The organism is Streptomyces caniscabiei, from assembly GCF_014930365.1.
GTDB lineage: Bacteria > Actinomycetota > Actinomycetes > Streptomycetales > Streptomycetaceae > Streptomyces > Streptomyces caniscabiei.
On record NZ_JABXWI010000003.1, the window covers coordinates 406239 to 424600 of the forward strand.

12 protein-coding genes and 2 pseudogenes are annotated in these 18362 nt (G+C 68.4%); 2 read left to right on the plus strand and 12 right to left on the minus strand.

What is annotated here, in order from left to right:
- Positions 1-125: 125 nt before the first annotated feature.
- The 7 genes from HW837_RS10105 to ngcE all read right to left on the minus strand — a co-directional run bounded on the left by HW837_RS10105 (position 126) and on the right by ngcE (position 8614).
- Positions 126-1448, minus strand: a complete 1323-nt coding sequence (locus HW837_RS10105; protein WP_093789592.1) for a sugar ABC transporter permease — start codon at positions 1446-1448, stop codon at positions 126-128.
- A complete protein-coding gene (locus HW837_RS10110; RefSeq protein WP_093789591.1) occupies positions 1445-2236 on the minus strand; it encodes an ATP-binding cassette domain-containing protein in 792 nt (263 codons plus the stop codon). Before HW837_RS10110 ends, HW837_RS10105 begins: the two co-directional genes overlap by 4 nt.
- Before the next feature lie 254 nt (positions 2237-2490).
- Entirely contained in the window at positions 2491-3582 is a 1092-nt protein-coding gene (locus tag HW837_RS10115; protein ID WP_193380718.1) for a sugar ABC transporter substrate-binding protein, read from the minus strand.
- A 137-nt stretch (positions 3583-3719) separates the two neighbouring features.
- Complete coding sequence (locus HW837_RS10120) at positions 3720-4919, minus strand: ROK family transcriptional regulator (RefSeq protein ID WP_193380717.1); 1200 nt, start codon at positions 4917-4919, stop codon at positions 3720-3722.
- 204 nt (positions 4920-5123) lie between these two features.
- Positions 5124-6056, minus strand: coding sequence for a carbohydrate ABC transporter permease (locus tag HW837_RS10125; protein ID WP_193380716.1), 933 nt, complete (start codon positions 6054-6056; stop codon positions 5124-5126).
- 19 nt (positions 6057-6075) lie between these two features.
- Positions 6076-7005, minus strand: coding sequence for a carbohydrate ABC transporter permease (locus HW837_RS10130; protein ID WP_093789589.1), 930 nt, complete (start codon positions 7003-7005; stop codon positions 6076-6078).
- A 136-nt stretch (positions 7006-7141) separates the two neighbouring features.
- Positions 7142-8614: an N-acetylglucosamine/diacetylchitobiose ABC transporter substrate-binding protein gene (ngcE, locus tag HW837_RS10135; RefSeq protein ID WP_045559899.1), complete on the minus strand. Its 1473-nt coding sequence runs from the start codon at positions 8612-8614 to the stop codon at positions 7142-7144.
- A gap of 470 nt (positions 8615-9084) precedes the next feature.
- Here ngcE and HW837_RS10140 point away from each other — a divergent pair.
- Positions 9085-9879, plus strand: a pseudogene (locus HW837_RS10140) (discoidin domain-containing protein); the annotation flags it as partial.
- Between the two features lie 44 nt (positions 9880-9923).
- Here HW837_RS10140 and HW837_RS10145 read toward each other — a convergent pair.
- Complete coding sequence (locus HW837_RS10145; protein ID WP_237270093.1) at positions 9924-11180, minus strand: RNA-guided endonuclease InsQ/TnpB family protein; 1257 nt, start codon at positions 11178-11180, stop codon at positions 9924-9926.
- A gap of 213 nt (positions 11181-11393) precedes the next feature.
- Here HW837_RS10145 and HW837_RS10150 point away from each other — a divergent pair.
- Positions 11394-12026: pseudogene (locus tag HW837_RS10150) on the plus strand (glycoside hydrolase domain-containing protein); the annotation flags it as partial.
- A 261-nt stretch (positions 12027-12287) separates the two neighbouring features.
- Here the strand turns inward: HW837_RS10150 and HW837_RS10155 are convergent.
- The 4 genes from HW837_RS10155 to acnA all read right to left on the minus strand — a co-directional run bounded on the left by HW837_RS10155 (position 12288) and on the right by acnA (position 18031).
- On the minus strand, positions 12288-13361 hold the full coding sequence (locus HW837_RS10155; protein WP_177261823.1) for a lytic polysaccharide monooxygenase auxiliary activity family 9 protein: 1074 nt from the start codon (positions 13359-13361) through the stop codon (positions 12288-12290).
- A gap of 386 nt (positions 13362-13747) precedes the next feature.
- Complete coding sequence (locus HW837_RS10160; RefSeq protein WP_234442661.1) at positions 13748-14236, minus strand: hypothetical protein; 489 nt, start codon at positions 14234-14236, stop codon at positions 13748-13750.
- 86 nt (positions 14237-14322) lie between these two features.
- Positions 14323-15105 (minus strand): helix-turn-helix domain-containing protein, encoded by a 783-nt coding sequence (locus HW837_RS10165; protein WP_107073768.1) that lies wholly within the window; start codon positions 15103-15105, stop codon positions 14323-14325.
- 208 nt (positions 15106-15313) lie between these two features.
- Positions 15314-18031: an aconitate hydratase AcnA gene (gene acnA / locus HW837_RS10170; RefSeq protein ID WP_045559964.1), complete on the minus strand. Its 2718-nt coding sequence runs from the start codon at positions 18029-18031 to the stop codon at positions 15314-15316.
- Positions 18032-18362: the final 331 nt, after the last annotated feature.

Sequence of the window (18362 nt, forward strand, 5' to 3'; positions counted from 1 at the left end):
CCCGGCGCCTTGAAGGCACCGGGCACATGAGCGCCCTGAAGGGGCGCGGGGAACTGCGCGACCAGCCACGAACAACCCGCAGCCGGCGACGGACAGGCACCCCGACGGCGCCCCCCGTCAGACCGCTACGCGCGACCCGCGGCCTTCTGGCTCCGACGGCTGACGGAGTCGATGACGACCGCGCCCAGCAGCACCGCACCCGTGATCATGTACTGGATCGACTGGTTCATGTTCAGCAGGTCCAGACCCGTCTGGATCGACTGGATGACGAGCATGCCCAGCAGCGCCGACCACACCGACCCCCGCCCACCGAAGAGGCTGGTGCCGCCGATGACGGCCGCGGCGATCGCGAGCATCAGAATGTTGCCGCCACCGGCGGACAGCGTCGCACTCGCGGTCTGGCCGGCGAAGAACATACCGCCGATCGCCGCGAAGCCACCGGAGATGGCGAACACGGTGATCCGGATCATCGGCACGTTGATACCGGCACGGCGGGCGGCCTCGATGCCACCGCCGACCGCGAACACCTTGCGGCCGTACGTCGTGCGCCGGAGCACGAAGTCCACGATCACCAGGGCCGCGAGGAAGATCACCAGCGCGTTGGAGACACCGGACGCGTTGTTGAGCACGGCGGCGGCGGCGAAGGCGGCGACGGCGAGCGCGCCGACGCGCAGCAGGATCTCGCTGGTGGCCCGGAACGGGACGCCCGCGGCCCGGCGACGGCGCTGCTCGTTGAGGTTGCCGACCAGGGAGAGGACGACGGCGAGACCGGCCAGGAGCCAGGCGCCGATGATGGCCTGGTCCATGAAGAAGGAGCTCTGGCCGAGCAGGCGGATCGGGCCCTCGTCGGACGGGATGTTGATCGTGCCGCTCTCGCCCAGCAGCCACAGCATCACGCCGTTCCAGCCGAGGAAACCGGCCAGGGTGACGACGAACGCGGGCACGCCGATCTTGGCGAAGAACCAGCCCTGCAACGCTCCGATGGCGATACCGGTGAGCACCGCGAGGACCAGCGCCAACCAGGCGTTCATCCCGTTGGTGACCACGAACACGGCGAACACGGTGGAGGCCAGGCCGCTGACCGAGCCCACGGACAGGTCGATCTCGCCGAGCAGCAGCACGAACACCAGGCCGATGGCGAGCATGCCGGTGGCTGAGAGGAAGTAGCTGATGTTCGAGAGGTTGTCGGCGCTGAGGAAACGATCGTTCTGGAGCTGGAAGATCGTCCAGATGACGATCAGACCGATGACCACCGGCAGCGAGCCCAGCTCGCCGCCCTTCACCTTGCGCTTGAACTCGGTGACGTAGCCCTTGAGGCCCTCTTCGCGGACCAGCAGACGCGGGTCGACGACGGTGACCGGCGCGGCCGTGGGGTCGTCGGCGGGGGCGACCGTGGTCTGGCCGTCGGCTGCGGAATCGCTCTTCACGGTCTTGGACGTGTCGCTCACTTTGCCGCCTCCGTGGTGCGCCGCCCCGCACGACGGGTCACGGCGTTGTCCGTGGCACCCGTGATCGCGGCGATGATCTCTTCGTGACTGGTGTCCTTCACGGAGAAGGAACCGTTGTTCTTGCCCAGGCGCAGGACCGCGACGGTGTCCGCGACCGCCTTGACATCGGCCATGTTGTGGCTGATGAGGATGACGGCGAGGCCGCGCTCGCGCAGCCGCTCGACCAGGTCGAGAACCTGCGCGGTCTGCTCGACGCCGAGGGCGGCGGTGGGCTCGTCCAGGATGACGAGCTTGGGGTCGCCGATGAGCGCGCGGGCGATGGCGACGACCTGGCGCTGACCGCCGGAGAGGCTCGCGATCGGGATCCGTACGCTCGGGATCCGGATGGAGAGCGTGGACAGCAGCTCCCGCGAGTTCTTCTCCATCGTCACCTCGTCGATGACGCCCCGGTGCAGCAGCTCGCGACCGAGGTAGAGGTTGCCGACGACGTCGAGGTTGTCGCAGAGCGCGAGGTCCTGGTAGACCGTCGCGACACCGAGGCCCTGGGCGTCGTGCGGCTTGTTGATCTTGACCGGGTCACCCTGCCACTCGATGACGCCCTCATCGATGGGGTGGACACCCGCGATGGTCTTGACCAGGGTGGACTTTCCTGCGCCGTTGTCGCCCACCAGGGCGACCACTTCTCCGGCGTGGACCTCCAGCTCGACGTCGGTGAGTGCCTGCACCGCACCGAACCGCTTGGAGACTCCGCGCAACGCCAGCACGGGCGTAGCGGACACGTGAACCATCTCCTTCGCCGCCTGACCGGCGGGGATGCCGCGCCGGAAACCGGACGCGGAGGATGTGCGGGCCCCTGGGGGTGAGGGCCGTCGCACAAGGCTTACAAGGTGAACATGCGTGTGGCCGCTGCTCTCTCGGCAGCGGTTCCGTCCGGCGCCCGCCCCGGAAGCGGGGTCTGAGGTCGGGGCGGGCGCCGGACAGGTTCAGGTGGGCCGTCGAGCGGTCGTGACGCGGTGACCGCTCGCGGCCCGGGCCCGAGCGACTACTCGAGGCCGGCCGCCTTGCAGGCCTTGGCGAACTCGGGGGTGCAGATGTCGGCGACCGTGTAGAGGCCGTCCTTCACCACCGTGTCCTTGATGTTGTCCTTGGTCACGGAGACCGGGGTCAGCAGCTTCGCCGGGACCTTGTCGCCGGACCCGCTGGTCACCTCGGTGTCGGCCAGGGACTTGATGTCCTTGTCCTCCAGCAGGTTGACCGCGAGCTCGGCGGCCGTGTCGGCCTCCGGCTTGTAGGCCTTGTAGACCGTGGAGGACTGCGTGCCGGCGACGATCCGCTGGATGGCGGCGAGCTCGGCGTCCTGGCCGGTCAGCGGGATACCACTGATCTTCGCGCCCTTGAGGGTGTTGGCGATGCCACCGGCCATGCCGTCGTTGGCGGCGTAGACGCCCGCGATGTTCTTGGCACCCAGCTGGGTGATGGCCGCGGACATCTTCTGGGCGGCGACCGTGTCCTTCCAGAGGCCGGACTGCTCGTAGGCGATGTCGACCTTGCCGTCGAGGGCCTTGTGCGCGCCCTCCTTGAACTGACCGGCGTTCGGGTCCGCGTCGTCGCCGTTGATCATGACGACCTTGGCCTTCGGGGTCGCCTTGTCGCCGAGGGCGGCGATGAGGGCCTCGCCCTGCAGCTCGCCGACCTTGACGTTGTCGAAGGAGACGTAGGCCGAGACCGGGCCCTGGGCCAGACGGTCGTAGGCGACGACCTTGACGCCCTTGTCCACCGCGGACTGGATGGAGGACTTGATGGCGGCGGAGTCCTGGGCGGAGACGACGATGACCTTGACGCCCTTGGTCACCATGGTGCTCATCTGCTGAGCCTGCTTGGTGGGGTCGGCGGCGGCGTTCGCGTACTCGACCTTGCAGTCGGAGCAGAGTTCCTCGACCTTGTCCTCGAAGTACGGACGGTCGAACTTCTCGTAGCGCGCGGTGACGTTGTCGGGCAGGAGCAGACCGATCGTCTTGCTGTCGCCGCCACCGGTGCTGCCGCTGTCCGAGTCGTTGTCGTCGCCGGCCTTGCCACAGGCGGCCACGGAGAGCGCCAGCGAAGCCGCGGTGGCGCCGATCACGACTCTACGCATCGTTGCGTTCATATTGGGTTGTGCCTCCCTGACACGGGCCGCAGCGCTGCGGCCGAGGTGGCTGGAAGTCAACTCGGCCACACGTGCGACGTCAAGAAGTAAATCCTTAACGGGTTGGCAACGGCGTGTTTCGTTCTCTAAGTGAAGACAGGGGTGGCCGCGGTGAGGGTTCCGTCCAAAAGGGTGGAATCACCCATCTCGCCGAGGGCCAGCGCCAGGGCCCCGAGGACCTCGGCACGGCCGCCAAGCGCCCCTGGCAGCACTGAGAGTTGACGTGCGGCACTCGGGATCGCGTACCGGCCGACCGACTCCCTTATGGGTCCGAGAACCAGCTCTCCGGCCTCGGCGAGATCGCCACCGAGGACCACGCGGCTCGGGTTCAACAGATTGCAGAGATTGGCGACTCCACTGCCGATGTGTCGGCCGACGTCGGCGATCACCCGACGGCAGCCCGGATCCCCGTCCCTCGCCAGCCGTACGACCCCTTCCATGGTCAGATCGGTGCCGTGGCTGGACTGGAGGAGCGGCAGCACATAGCGCGCGGCGGCGAAGGTCTCCAGGCAGCCGCGGTTGCCGCAGCGGCAGACCGGGCCGGATTCATCAAGAGTAATATGCCCGATTTCTCCCGCTGTGCCACCCGGGCCCCGGTAGATCTTGCCGTCGATCACCAGTCCGGCTCCCACGCCGCTGGAGACCTTGATGTACGCCAGGTCCCGCACCCCCCGGCCGCTGCCCCAGACCAGCTCACCGAGGGCGCCGAGGTTGGCGTCGTTGTCCACGTGCACCGGGACGCCCAGGCGGTGCTGCATCTCGGCGGCTGGCTTGGTGCCGGTCCAGCCCGGAAGGATCGCGGTGGAGCCGAGCGTGCCGGACTCCACGTCGATCGGGCCGGGCACGCCGAGGCCCACCCCCGCGATCTTCGTACGGTCCACCCCGGTGGCCTCGACCAACCGGGTGACCAGCTGATCCGCCCGGTCGAAACCCTGGGTCGACGAGGCGTCCACATCCAGCGGCTCGGACTCCTCGGCGAGCACCTGATGGGCGAGATTCCCGATCGCGACGCGCAAATGCGTGTGCCCGAAGTCCACGCCGATCACGATGCCGGCGTCCCCGCTCAGCGAGACCGCGCGCGCCCGGCGGCCGCCCGCCGAAGTGGGCGTGACCTCGACGGTTCCACCGTCCTTGAGTTCGCGCACGATGTTGGAGACCGTGGCCGCGGACAGGCCGGTGGTCCTGGCGATCTCCGCCTGGGTGAGCGACCCGGCGAGACGCACCGCCCGTACGACGCGCTCGAGATTTGCTCGGTGCAGCGACGACTGCGACCCCGGAGTCTCCATCGACTCATCCACTCCCGTCCCGGACCGGGCGGCCCGCACGCCGCCCGGGTGACCCGGGTCACAGCCATAAGACCCGGCCCACTTACAAGTTGTGAACTCCAAGCTCCGCTGAACGGGTTACCGCAGTCAAGTCCTTGAGGGAAACTGGGGTCGCCGAATGACCACTAAATGTCACTCTGCGGCTACTTGGGGTCCCGGGACCGGCTACTTGAGCGTGGCGGAGGTGAGGCCCGCCTGGACCTGCCGCTGGAAGGAGAGATAGACCACGAGCATGGGGACCATGGCGATGGTGACCCCGGCGAAGAGGACGGGCAGATCGGACGCGTAGCCCTGCTGCTGCTGGAGCTGGATGAGGCCCTGGGTGAGGACGTACCGCTCGGGATCGTCGCCGCTCTGCGGCTGCATCAGCACCGTGGGCAGGATGAACTGGTTCCACTGCCCCAGAGTGTTGAAGATGCCGACACTGATCAGTCCGGGCTTCGCCATCGGCAGCATGACCTGGAAGAACGTCCGGGTGTGCGAGGCCCCGTCGAGGATGGCCGCCTCGAAGACCGCCGTGGGCAGCGTGCGGAAGAACGCGTGCATGAAGAACACGGTGAACGGCAGCGAGTAGGCGACGTACACCAGGATCAGCCCCTGGTAGGTGTTCAGCATGTCCAGCCGTTTGACCATGAAGAACAACGGCACCAGGGCCAGGAACACGGGGAACATCGCGCCGGCGACGAAGAAGTAGTACAGCAGCCGGTTGCCCCGGAACGGGTAGCGGGCCAGGACGTACGCGGCCATCGAGCCGAACAGCATGGTCAGCGGCACGGAGAAGACCAGCACGATGACCGTGTTGACGAAGTAGTCGCCGATGCCCTTGTCCCAGGCGCGGGAGAAGACGTCCAGGGACCAGTTCTCGGGCCAGCCGAAGGCCGAGCCGCCGATCTGGACGTCGGTCTTGAAGGAACTGAGCACCAGCCACAGCAGCGGCAGCACGATCAGCAGGGCCCACAGGGCGAGGAACCCGTGCGAGAAGGCGTTCAGGACGACGCCTTCGCCGCGGTCGTCGCCGGGTCCGGTCCGGCCCGTGTCCACCGTCGGGCCGGTGGGGACCGAGTCGCCGCGCGAGGCGGTCTTGAGGGGTGCACTCATCTTCTGTCGTCTCTCCCGCTCAGAACTCGACGCGCTCGCGCCGGGTGGCCCGCAGCATGACCACCGACACGATCAGGGTGAGGAGCAGCATCACGACGCCCATCGCGCAGGCGTAGCCGCTCCTGCCGTACAGCAGGAAGTTCCGCATCATCACGGTCGCCATGACCTCGCTGTGGTGGTCGGGGCCGCCTCCGTACTCCCCCGCGGTCATGGTCGAGACCAGGATGAACATGTCCATCGCCGCGATGCCGAGGTAGACCCAGGCGGTCTGCACGGAGTCCCACAGCAGGGGCAGGGTGATGCGGAAGAAGGTGTGGGCGCGGCCGGCGCCGTCGATCAGGGCGGCCTCGTAGATGTCCCTCGGGATGGCCTGCATGGCGGCGGAGAACAGGATCAGGTAGAAGCCGACGCCGTGCCAGACGACGACCAGGATGAGGGCCCAGAGCACCATGTTCGGCTCGTTCAGCCACTCGACGGGGCTGCTCTCGTCGACCAGCCCCAGCTTCATCAGGAGACCGTTGAGCATGCCGCCGCTGTCGCTGCGGTACACGGCGCCGAACAGCACCGCGAGGATCGCCAGCGACAGCACCTGCGGGAAGAAGTAGACGATCTTGTAGAAGCCCGATCCGGCGACCCCCGAGACCCCGCCGGCCCGGCCGCGCCCGCCCGCGTTCAGCATGAACGCGAAGAACAGCGCGAGCAGGATGGTGATGACCGGGATGAACACCAGGAACAGGATGTTGTGCCAGATCGCCTGGAGGAAGATGTCGTCCTCGAACAACGCGGTGTAGTTGTCCAGGCCGATGAAGGAGAAGGTCTGGGACTGCCCCTTCCAGTCGGTCAGCGAATAGCCGAACGTCTGGATGTACGGCCAGATCACGAAGATCAGATAAAGCGCCACGGGGGCCAGGAGAAACCCCGCGACGAACCGGTTCTGCCCTTTACGCATTGGCGTTTTCCTGCCTCGGGTTCCATGAGACGAAAGGCGTGCCCCGTCCTTTCCGGGGCGCGGGAACTGCGCGACGAGCCACGACGAACCCGCAGCTCACCACAGTGCGCAGCTCCCACGGCGCTCCGACGCCCCGCTAGTCCCGGCGGTTGTTCTTGGACTCCGGGTCCTTGGCCTGCTTGTCCACCGCGGCCTGCGCCCGCTTGAGCCACTCGGCGGGCTGGATCCGCTTCGCCATCAGTTCGTTCGAGGCGTTCTGGATCGCCGTGTCCATCTCGCTGTACCACTCGGTGTACAGGTAACGGAACGTATTGTCACCGGCGGCCTTGGAGGCCTCGACCGTGGACTGCGTGCCCGGGCGCAGCTGTACGCCGGTGTCGACGCCGTCCTTCAGGATGGTCAGCGAATTGGCCTCCTTGGCGAACAGCGTCGACCACTCCTTGGAGAGCATCATCCGCATGAATTCCTTGGCGGCCGGGAGGTTCTTGGCCTTGGCGGGGATGATGAACGGCTCGCCGGAGCCGGCCCGGATCGCCTCGAACGGCATGACGCTGTCCGGCAGCAGTGGCATCGGCATGAACTTCATGTCGAAGTCCTCCGGTGTCTGCTTCAGCTGCTCGTTCTCCAGCCAGGAGCCGGAGGTGATGAACACGGCCTTGTACTGGTTCCAGCGGGTCTGCGACTCGGTGTGGGTGAGACCGTTGGTGCCGGGCATCAGATAGCCCTTCTCGACGACCTCGTAGATCGCCTCGACCGCGGCCTTCGCGGCGTCGGAGCCGACGAACGCCTTCGGGTCGAGGTTGTCGATCGCCTTCATGGCGTCCAGGCCGCCCGTCTTGGCGATCAGGTCCATGATGGCGACGTTGATGTAGTACGGGTACTTGCCCTGGTGCGCGAGGCCGCCGATGTCCTTGGCCTTGGCCTCCTTGCAGATGGTCAGGAAGTCGGCCCAGGTCTTGGGCTCCTCCCAGCCGTTCTCCTCGAAGAGCTTGCCGGAGTACCACAGGCCCCACACCGTGTAGATGTAGTTGAGGGCGACGATCTTGTCCTCCTGCATGCCCGCGTCGAGCGTGCCGGGGATGAGGGTGTCGCGGACCTTCTTGGCCGGGTCGTCGATCGAGGGGGCGTCCAGCACCGCGGCGAGGTCGAGGAGCTGGTCGTTCTTGTAGAGGACGTCGATCGGGATCTGCTGGGCGCCGGAGTCGTCGACGATGTCCGGCGGGTTGCCGGCGTTGAACCGGGGCTGGAGCTTGCCGGTGATCTCCTGGGTGCCGGTGTGGGTGGAGGTGACCCCCCACTTCTTCTGGAAGGCGGCCTCCCAGGCCTTGGCGTAGGCGTCGCCGTAGCCGCCCTTGAAGATGACGACGTCGAGTTTGCTGCCCTTCTTCACACCGAAGGGGTTCGACTCGGAGGTCTTGCCCTGACTGTCCTCGGCGTTGTCGTCCCCGCCGCCCCCGCTGGCACACGCGGACAGGAAGCTCATCGTGGGAACGGTGATCAGGCCCAGCGCGGCGGAGCGCTTGATCAGATCGCGGCGGCCGACGCCCTCGGGCCGGGTGGTGTCGGCGCCGTCGGGGCCGTGGTCGTGCGCAGCGGTAGTGGATCCCATGCTCAAGTCCTCGCCTTCTCCAGGACTCAGGCGGTGAACCGGATCCTCCCGGCACCGCGGTCGGTTCAAGCTGGGGTCATGCGTGAGGATTCAACAGGGGGAGGAGGTGGTCGGCGCGCGGACACGTCCGCGGCCACCGGTAATTCCCCCCAGGTAGTGCCGTCCACGGTTGTGCGACCACTATGCGGACGCCGACAGGTATAGTCCACTTCCCGCCAGGGGGGCAAGATCGAATGCAAGGTTCGCCTTCGGTCTTTTCCGAGTTGAGACCTCTCGGAAATATGAGCGACCTTGCGCCACCTGACCGGAAAATCCCCGCCATTCGGCCTGGATGGCGCAGCCAACACCCTTGACATCGCTCGTCACTTCCACCCCTACTGGTGCCCGCGTTACAGAGTCGACAACGTTGTCCTCTTTCGATCACTTCTTGATCGGAAACAGTCTGCGGGACGTTGGGAGGGTGCTCGCTGATGCGGCACAGACGGAGTTCCAGGGCGGTGCTCGGCGCCGTCGCGTTCGCTCTGGTGATGGCCTCGCAGGGCGCGGCCGTCGCGTTATCGGACCGAGCGGCGGCCGGTGCGCGGGAGTTCGGCTCCTCGTTCGAGCCGGACGACCCGGCGCCGGACTGGATCAGCACGGTCGACACCGCTCCGGACGGCTCGGCGCGAGCCTCCGGTGTCGACGGCGGCTACACCACCGGCATCCCGGGCAACATCACCGACCGGGTCACCGAGGTCCGGGCCAGCGGCGAGAACGCCGCCGGCGGGGAGGTGAAGGAGAACCTCGTCGACGGCGAGTCCGGCACCAAGTGGCTCACCTTCCAGCCCGCCGGCTGGGCCGAGTTCGACCTCGCCGGACCGGCCGAGGTGGTGACCTACGCGTTGACGTCGGCGAACGACTTCGAGACCCGCGATCCGAAGGACTGGACCCTGAAGGGCTCCGCCGACGGCAAGGAGTGGAAGACCCTCGACACCCGCTCCGGCGAGTCCTTCACCGAACGGTTCCAGACGAAGTCGTACGACATCCCCCGCGACGCGGTGGCCGGCTACCGGCACTTCCGGCTCGACATCACCCGGAACAACGGCGCCTCGATGATCACCCAGCTCGCCGATGTGCAGTTCTCCACGGGCGGCGGCGAGGCGCCCCCGCCGAAGGAGATGCTGTCGCTGGTCGACCGGGGCCCGAGCGGATCCGCGACCGCGAAGGCCGGCGCGGGCTTCACCGGCAAGCGGGCCCTGCGGTACGCGGGCCGCCACACGGCGGACTCGTGAGTGTGTGCTGTACGTCAACCATTGACATCCTCCCCCTCTCAGACGAGGGGGATTCCACCCCGGTTGGGTTGAGGTTCACGGGCGCTCGAACGGCTGGTGGCCGTTGTCGCCCCTCCGGCACCGGCTGTCCGCCGGGGGCGGGGGATCCCGCCCTGTCCTGCCGCGACGTTGATCGCTGCGTTGCTGTCCGCGTTGCAGGTGAAGCCACAGGAGGAACAGACGAACCCGGCTTGGCTCTTGCGCGAGTTCTTGTCGATCCATCCGCAGGCACTGCACCGCAGGCTGGTGTAGGGGGCGGGAACGTCTTCGACCCGGCCGGGGGCCTTGTGCCCGGTGCGCTGCCGCAGCAGGCCCCAGCCTTGGGCGAGGATCGAGCGGTTCAGCCCGGACTTCTGCGCCACGTTCCTGCCGGGCCGCTCCACGGTTCCCTTCGCGGAGCGGGTCATCGTCTTGATGTTCAGCTTCTCGAACCGGATGAGGTCATAGGAGCGAGCGAGCATGGTGCTGGTCTTCTCGCACCAGTCCTTGCGCCGGTTCGCCTCCCGCGCCCTGAGCTGGGCGGCCTTCGCGTACTCGGCCGCCTTGGCGGCGCTGCCTTTCGGGGCTCTGGCAGCCCGCCGCTGGTGCTTGCGGATCTGCGCACGTTCCTTGTCGGTGAGCTGGGGGCAGTTCAGCTTCCGGCCGTCGGAGAGGGCGGCGGTGATGGTGACACCCCGGTCGATGCCGATCACCTCGCCCGTGCCGGGCGTAGGCGCAGGCTCGGGGATGACCGCGAACGCGATGTGCCACTGCCCGTTGCGGAAGGTGACCCTAAACGTCTTCGCGTCGGGCAGCTTCGCACCCTTGCCCCTAGCGCTGAGACGGAACCGGACCCAGCCGCAACCGGGCACCTTCACCTGCGCCCACCGCCGGTTGAGTTTCTGCACCACGACCGACCGGCCCAGGACCTGCCGACCGGTCTTGGCGTTGAACTTCGGCGACCCGTCCGCGTGATACTCCGGTACGCGGTCGGTGCCGATGACACGGAAGCCCTCGTGCACATGCTTCCTCCGCCAGGTCGGCTCACCGAACCCGGACGTGAATCGGGCGTTCTTGGCCTTGGCGAAATCCTTCAACGCCTGCTGCTGCACATCCGCGTTCCCCGAACCCAGCCACTCGTTCTCCCGCCGGGCCTCGGTGAGTTGACGGCACTGCTCCGCGAAACCAGGCGCACTCCTGCGCCACCGGCGCCAGTGCGAGTGCTGCTCGACGGCAAGGTTCCAGACGTACCGGGCGTGCGCGCAGTGTGTGAGCATCTACTCGGCCTGCACAGGCGACGGATACATCCGGAATCGAGACATGCCACGAACCTAGATATCTCGTTCCCCTCCCGCGCGCGCCTTCGACCAACATCACCCGCGAGAGTGACGGGCACACTTTCGCCTTCCAGGGCTACCCCGGCCCCGGATCCTCACCCCACCCGCACCACGGACAGCTCAAGGCCCATCACCACCGTCCCTCCCGAAACGCTGGTGATGGGCAGCGGCGAGTACGCCGTCGGCTCCACCCTGTTCACCAAGGCGACCGTCCATCTGGAGAACGGCAGGGACCTGGTGGTCGAGGCCCCGAGGAACAGCGCCAGGAACGTGTACGTGCAGGGCCTGAAGGTCAACGGCAAGGCCTGGAACTCGACTTCACTGCCGCACTCGCTGATCTCCCGTGGCGGGGTGCTGAAGTTCGACATGGGTCCGAGGCCCTCCCGCTGGGGCACCGGTGAGCGTGCCGCCCCGGTGTCGATCACGAAGGACGGCAAGGTGCCCTCCCCCCGTGCGGACGCCGTCGAGGGGCAGGGGGAGCTGTTCGACGACACGTCGTCGACGAAGGCCTCCGTGGAAACCGTGCCGCTGCCGACTCCCGCCCGGACCAAGGCCGTTCAGTACACGCTGACCTCGGCCGACCACGCCGGGGCCCCGTCCGGCTGGACCTTGCAGGGCTCGGCGGACGGCACGACCTGGAAGACCCTCGACAGACGCGTCGGCGAGTCCTTCGCCTGGGACCGGCAGACCCGGGCCTTCTCCGTCCCGGCCCCGAGGGCGTACGACCACTACCGGCTGGTCCTCGACGACACGGCGACGCTCGCGGAGGTGGAGCTGCTGGCCTGATCCGGTTCGGGCCGGGGCACCGGCCCGAACCCGCTTGACCTGGTTGCCCGAGGGAACGATAGAGTCATGTCCAGACCACTCGACAACGTTGTCCTGCCGAGGGGTCCCACAGCCGCACTCCCACCGCGCCCGGTCTCCCCCGTACCGGACGCGGCTCGCGGACCGGGTGGGCACGTACCGCCCGCCCACCCGGTCCGCCCCGAGCACGGCGCCCGCCCCCGCACAGGGCCGGCGCCGCAGATCGGGCCGACAGCGCCGGGCTCAGCCCACCCGGCAGGGCAGCGTGGTCGCGGGATCACCTCCCGACCCCTGCACCACATATCCGAAGTTCGCGGTCTCACCTGGATCCAGTGACCCGTTCCAGTCCGCGTTGTGCACCATCACGTTCTGCCCGGTGTAGGTCGCGCTGCCGCTCCACAGACTGTCGACCTTCTGCCCGGCGGGCAGCGTCCAGTCGACCATCCAGCCGAGCATCGGCACGTCGCCGGTGTTCTTGACGACGACCTCGGACTGGTAGCCGCCGGTCCAGCTGCCCGTCGTACGGCGGGTCGCGGAGCACTCGCCCGGGACCGGCTCGGTGGGGTTGCCGGGCTCCTTGATGCCGGTCACCTCGCCGTTGCCGCCGTCGAAGACGACGTCGGAGCAGGAATAGAAGGTCTCCTGGCTGTCGGAACGCTGCCAGACCATGTAGACGATGTGGCGGCCCGACTTGTTCGCGGGCAGCTGGCCCCGCCACGAGTAGTTGGCCTCGACCGTGCCCGGGCTGCCGTTCAGCGGCGGGTGGTCGACGCTCAGGAACGGCTGCGCCTCCATGTCGTTCCAGGTGAGCGTCTTCGTCGGGTCGAAGCCGTCCTTGGTGATGTAGACGTAGAACCAACCCGGGTGCGCCGCCCACGCGTTGTACGAGAAGTCGACGGTCGCGCCGGAGGTGAGATGGGTCAACGGCCAGTCGGCGCTGGGGGTGTTGAAGCCGGTGAAATTGGGGTTGCCGCCGCTGCACAGCTGGCCGTCCGGGACGAAGCCGCGGGTGCGGCCGGCGCCGTCCGAACGGAGCACCGAGAACCAGTTGTAGAACGGCGTCGTCCCGCTGACCTGCTGCGCGGAACGACAGGCCGGGTTGATCGGTTTGATCTCCCCGGTGTCGGTCAGCCCGTCCTGCCAGCACAGGAACGTGCGGCTGCCGGGCTTCATCGGGGTGCCGTGCGCCTCCGCCTTGCCGCTGCCGGCGGTGACGACGAGACCCAGTGCCGGGATCGTGGTCACGAGGGCGAGCAGGACGAGGAGAAGGGCCCTGTGGCGGCGGGGCAGCCCTAAGCGTGATTTTGTCACGTGCATGACAAGAACTCCTTGCGTGTACGGCTTGGAGGTGGGGGGACGTGCGCGTGCCGATGTGCGGGTGCGGGGTGTACCGAAGTACGGGTGCGAGGTGCGGCGATGCGCGGGTGCGAGGTGTGGCGATGCGCGGGTGCGAGGTGTGGCGATGTGCGGGTGGCGGTGCGGACAGGTGGTGCGGGTGGGAGCGGATCCGGGGGGGGACGGGTTCCGGTCCGCCTCGCCCAGGTGGGAGCGCTCCCACCCCACCTGCTTCGGAAGCTAGCGCGCGGCGCGACGCTTGTAAACGGCTGTCGCGCATCGACGCGCGGGGGCCTCGCCCACCGCTGCGGGTGAACCGTCGGGCGGCTCGGGGACGGCGTGGCGCGTGGCTCCCGCGCCCGCGTGGCTCAGCCGGCCCTCCTCCAGGGGCGCTCGGCCTGGAGCCGGGTGGTCGTCAGGAGCCGGCGGGTGAGCTTCGCGTGCGTACCGGTGCCCAGGGCGAGGAGGCGGTACAGGCCGCCGGCCGGGCCGGGGAAGACGGCACGGGTCTCGGCGCGCAGCCGGGTGTGGTCCGGTCCTGCCGCGTCGAGGTGGAAGGTCAGGGTGTAGGAGGAGAAGCGGTGGCGGCCCAGGAGGGTCAGCCGACTGCCCGGGATCGCGGTCAGCGTGCGGAAGCCGGGGAACGTCGTCTCGCCCTCGACGGGCGGGCGGGGCCCGGACGCGGTGTGGTCGGCGCAGCCCACGAGCTTGGCGTAACGGACGGCGGCGGGGCGGGAGAAGGCCCAGTCGAGCGCCTCGGCCAGGGCCCACCAGACCTCGTCGGCATCCGCCTCGACGAGGATCGTGTGCTCGTCGACGTACGGGAGCGGGGTGCGGCGGCGCATCGGTGCATCCATGGGTGCCAGTCTTGGCCCTCCGGCCTGCCGATCGCCAGGGTTGCCGGGCCGGGAACATACGGGACATGGGTGGGCGGCTACGTGGCTCAGTCGTCCGGCGGGTGCGTCCGCAGGGCCTTCGCGGTGTCGGTGACCTGGTGGAGCTGGCTCACGGTGAGGCGGCGCAGCTCCCAGATGAGGTCGGCGACTGCGGGGGTGTCGGGCTTGGGCGTTCCGGGGGTGGGCAGGGGGATGGCGGTGAGTGCGGAGAGGTCGTCGGCGGGGACGTCGAGCAGTACCGCGTAGTCCGCCAACAGGTCAGGGGTGAGGGGCTTGCGGCCATGGCCCACCTGGCCGAAGGTGGAGGCCGCCCAGTACCGGTAGGTGACCGTACCGAAGGTAATGGCTATGGCCGGCCAGTTGAGATTCCGGTTGTGCAGCATGGACATGAGAAGGGCGCCTGGCCCCGGAGGGTAACGACGGCCCGGCGGGGTTTCCGGGACGGGCCGGGTGCGCTCGGCCTGGGGCAGGGACGCGACGTATCGGCGCAGCGTGTCGTACTGCTGCGGCGGGAGGGCGGCTGCGTCCTGGAGGACACGGGGGATGGCGCGTCCGGCGGTCGTGTCCACCGGGGTGAGGTCGTCCGGGGTGTCGGTGCCCGCGATCGCGAAGACGTCCGCCGTGTGGAGGCCGAGGGCGGGTGCGAGCCGCCGGAGGAGGGGCGGCGCCGGTGCCTCGCCGCCGTGGAGGACGACCGTCAGCTCGCGCTCGGGGACGTCGACGTGCCGGGCCAGGGCCGCCGGTCGCAGCCGCCGGTGATCGAGCAGCCGCCGTAACCGCGCACCGAAGTCGTGTTCCCCCACCGTCTCCCCCACCATGTCCCCCACCATCGGGTCAGAGTAGGCCGATGATCGCCCGGAGACCGAGGGAACCGACGGAACCGAAGAAGCGGACGGGCCTCGCCGGGGAACCCGCGTTCCGGCTGAGCCGCAGCCGCTCGCCCCGGAAGAAGCGTTTCGGACGCGGCGTGGGCACGGCGGAGGGCCGCACCCCCGGTCCCGGGGATGCGGCCCTCGACTGCCCTGCTCAGCCGGCCGCTTACTTGCGGATCAGGCTGCGCAGCACGTACTGCATGATGCCGCCGTTGCGGTAGTAGTCGGCCTCACCGGGGGTGTCGATGCGGACGACCGCGTCGAACTCGACGCCCGTGTCGGTGGTGACCTTGACCGTGGCCGGGGTGGTGCCGTCGTTCAGCTCGGTCACGCCCGTGATGGAGAAGGTCTCCTCGCCGGTCAGGCCGAGGGAGTCGGCCGACTGGCCGGCCGGGAACTGGAGCGGCAGGACGCCCATGCCGATGAGGTTCGAGCGGTGGATGCGCTCGTACGACTCGGTGATGACGGCCTTGACGCCGAGGAGCGCGGTGCCCTTGGCGGCCCAGTCGCGGGACGAGCCGGAGCCGTACTCCTTGCCGCCCAGGATGACCAGCGGGGTGCCGGCGGCCTGGTAGTTCTGCGACGCGTCGTAGATGAAGGAGACCGGGCCGCCCTCCTGCGTGAAGTCGCGGGTGTAGCCGCCCTCGGTGCCCGGCGCGATCTGGTTGCGCAGGCGGATGTTGGCGAAGGTGCCGCGGATCATGACCTCGTGGTTGCCTCGGCGCGAGCCGTAGCTGTTGAAGTCACGACGCTCCACACCGTGCTCGGTGAGGTACTTGCCGGCGGGGGTGTCGGCCTTGATGGCGCCGGCGGGCGAGATGTGGTCGGTGGTGACCGAGTCGCCGAGCTTGGCGAGGACGCGGGCGCCCGAGATGTCGGAGACCGGGGTGGTCTCCATCGTCATACCGTCGAAGTACGGGGGCTTGCGGACGTAGGTCGACTCCGCGTCCCACTCGAAGGTGTCGCCGGTCGGGATCGACAGGGCCTGCCACTGGGCGTCGCCCGCGAAGACGTCCTGGTAGGACTTGTTGAACATGTCCTCGCCGATGGCGTTGGCCACGACGTCGTTGACCTCGGCCTCGGTCGGCCAGATGTCGGTCAGGTAGACCGGCTTGCCGTCCTGGTCGACACCGAGGGCGTCCTTGGTGATGTCCACCTTCATGGAGCCCGCGAGGGCGTACGCGACGACCAGCGGCGGGGAGGCCAGGTAGTTCATCTTGACGTCGGGGTTGATCCGGCCCTCGAAGTTGCGGTTGCCGGAGAGGACCGAGGTGACCGCGAGGTCGTGGTCGTTGACGGCCTTGGAGACCTCCTCCGGCAGCGGGCCGGAGTTGCCGATGCAGGTGGTGCAGCCGTAGCCGACGAGGTTGAAGCCGACCTTGTCGAGGTAGGGGGTCAGGCCCGCCTTGTCGAAGTAGTCGGTGACGACCTTGGAACCCGGGGCGAGGGTGGTCTTGACCCAGGGCTTGCGGGTCAGGCCCTTCTCCACGGCCTTCTTCGCGACGAGCGCGGCGGCGACCATGACGTACGGGTTGGAGGTGTTGGTGCAGGAGGTGATGGCCGCGACCGTCACCGCGCCGTGGTCGATCTCGTACGTCGAACCGTCGGGGGCGGTCACGGTGACCGGGTTGGACGGGGCGCCGTTCGGGGCGACGGCCGGGGAGTCGGAGGCCGGGAAGGACTCCTGTCCGGCCTCGTCCACGGAGTCGACGTAGTTGCGGACGTCGACCTTGAACTGCTCGGCGGCGTTCGCGAGGACGATACGGTCCTGCGGGCGCTTCGGGCCGGCGATCGACGGGACGACCGTCGAGAGGTCGAGCTCCAGCTTCTCGGAGAAGTCGGGCTCGGCGGCCGGGTCCAGCCAGAGACCCTGCTCCTTGGCGTACGCCTCGACGAGCGCGAGCTGCTGCTCGGAGCGGCCGGTGAGCTTGAGGTACTTGATGGTCTCGCCGTCGATCGGGAAGACCGCGGCGGTGGAGCCGAACTCCGGCGACATGTTGCCGATGGTGGCGCGGTTGGCGAGGGAGGTGGCGGCGACGCCCTCGCCGTAGAACTCGACGAACTTGCCGACGACACCGTGCTTGCGGAGCATCTCGGTGATCGTGAGCACGAGGTCGGTGGCGGTGGTGCCGGGGGTCAGCTCACCGGTCAGCTTGAAGCCGACGACGCGCGGGATGAGCATGGAGACCGGCTGGCCGAGCATCGCGGCCTCGGCCTCGATGCCGCCGACGCCCCAGCCGAGAACGCCGAGGCCGTTGACCATGGTGGTGTGCGAGTCGGTGCCGACCAGGGTGTCGGGGTACGCCTGGCCGTTACGGACCATGACCGTACGGGCGAGGTGCTCGATGTTCACCTGGTGGACGATGCCGGTGCCCGGCGGGACGACCTTGAAGTCGTCGAACGCGGTCTGGCCCCAGCGCAGGAACTGGTAGCGCTCCTTGTTGCGGCCGTACTCCAGGTCGACGTTCTGCTTGAAGGCGTCGTTCGTGCCGAACTTGTCGGCGATGACGGAGTGGTCGATGACCATCTCGGCCGGCGAGAGCGGGTTGACCTTGGCCGGGTCGCCGCCGAGGGCCTTCACGGCCTCACGCATGGTGGCGAGGTCGACGACACAGGGCACGCCGGTGAAGTCCTGCATGATCACGCGGGCCGGCGTGAACTGGATCTCCTGCGACGGCTGGGCCTGGGAGTCCCAGCCGCCGAGGGCGCGGATGTGGTCGGCGGTGATGTTCGCGCCGTCCTCGGTGCGGAGGAGGTTCTCCAGCAGCACCTTCAGGCTGTAAGGGAGGCGCGCGGCGCCCTCCACCTTGTCCAGCCGGAAGATCTCGTACGACTCGTCGCCCACCTGCAGCGTGCTGCGGGCGTCGAAGCTGTTCGCCGACACGACAGTCTCCTTCATTCCATGTGCGCGTACCACCGCATCCTGCCGCCACGCCTCCTTGGCCGATCCGCTAAGGTAAGGCTAAGTTAGGTACCCCTTACCGGGGTGGCGGCCGCAGTGCGCCTCGGCAGATATCTCGATGTCGAGATAACTGTAGTACATGGGGGCGGGCTGGTCATGCCCGGCCCGATGTGGCGTGCGCCAATCTCCCGCGCGGGAGGGCCGGGCGCGCGGGCCTTTTATTGCGTTGCGGGGCGTTTCCCGGGCTTCCTAGCATGGTCGTTCCTCGCATGGCTGTTCCTCATGGGCGGGGGACGAGCCCTGTCCGCGGCCG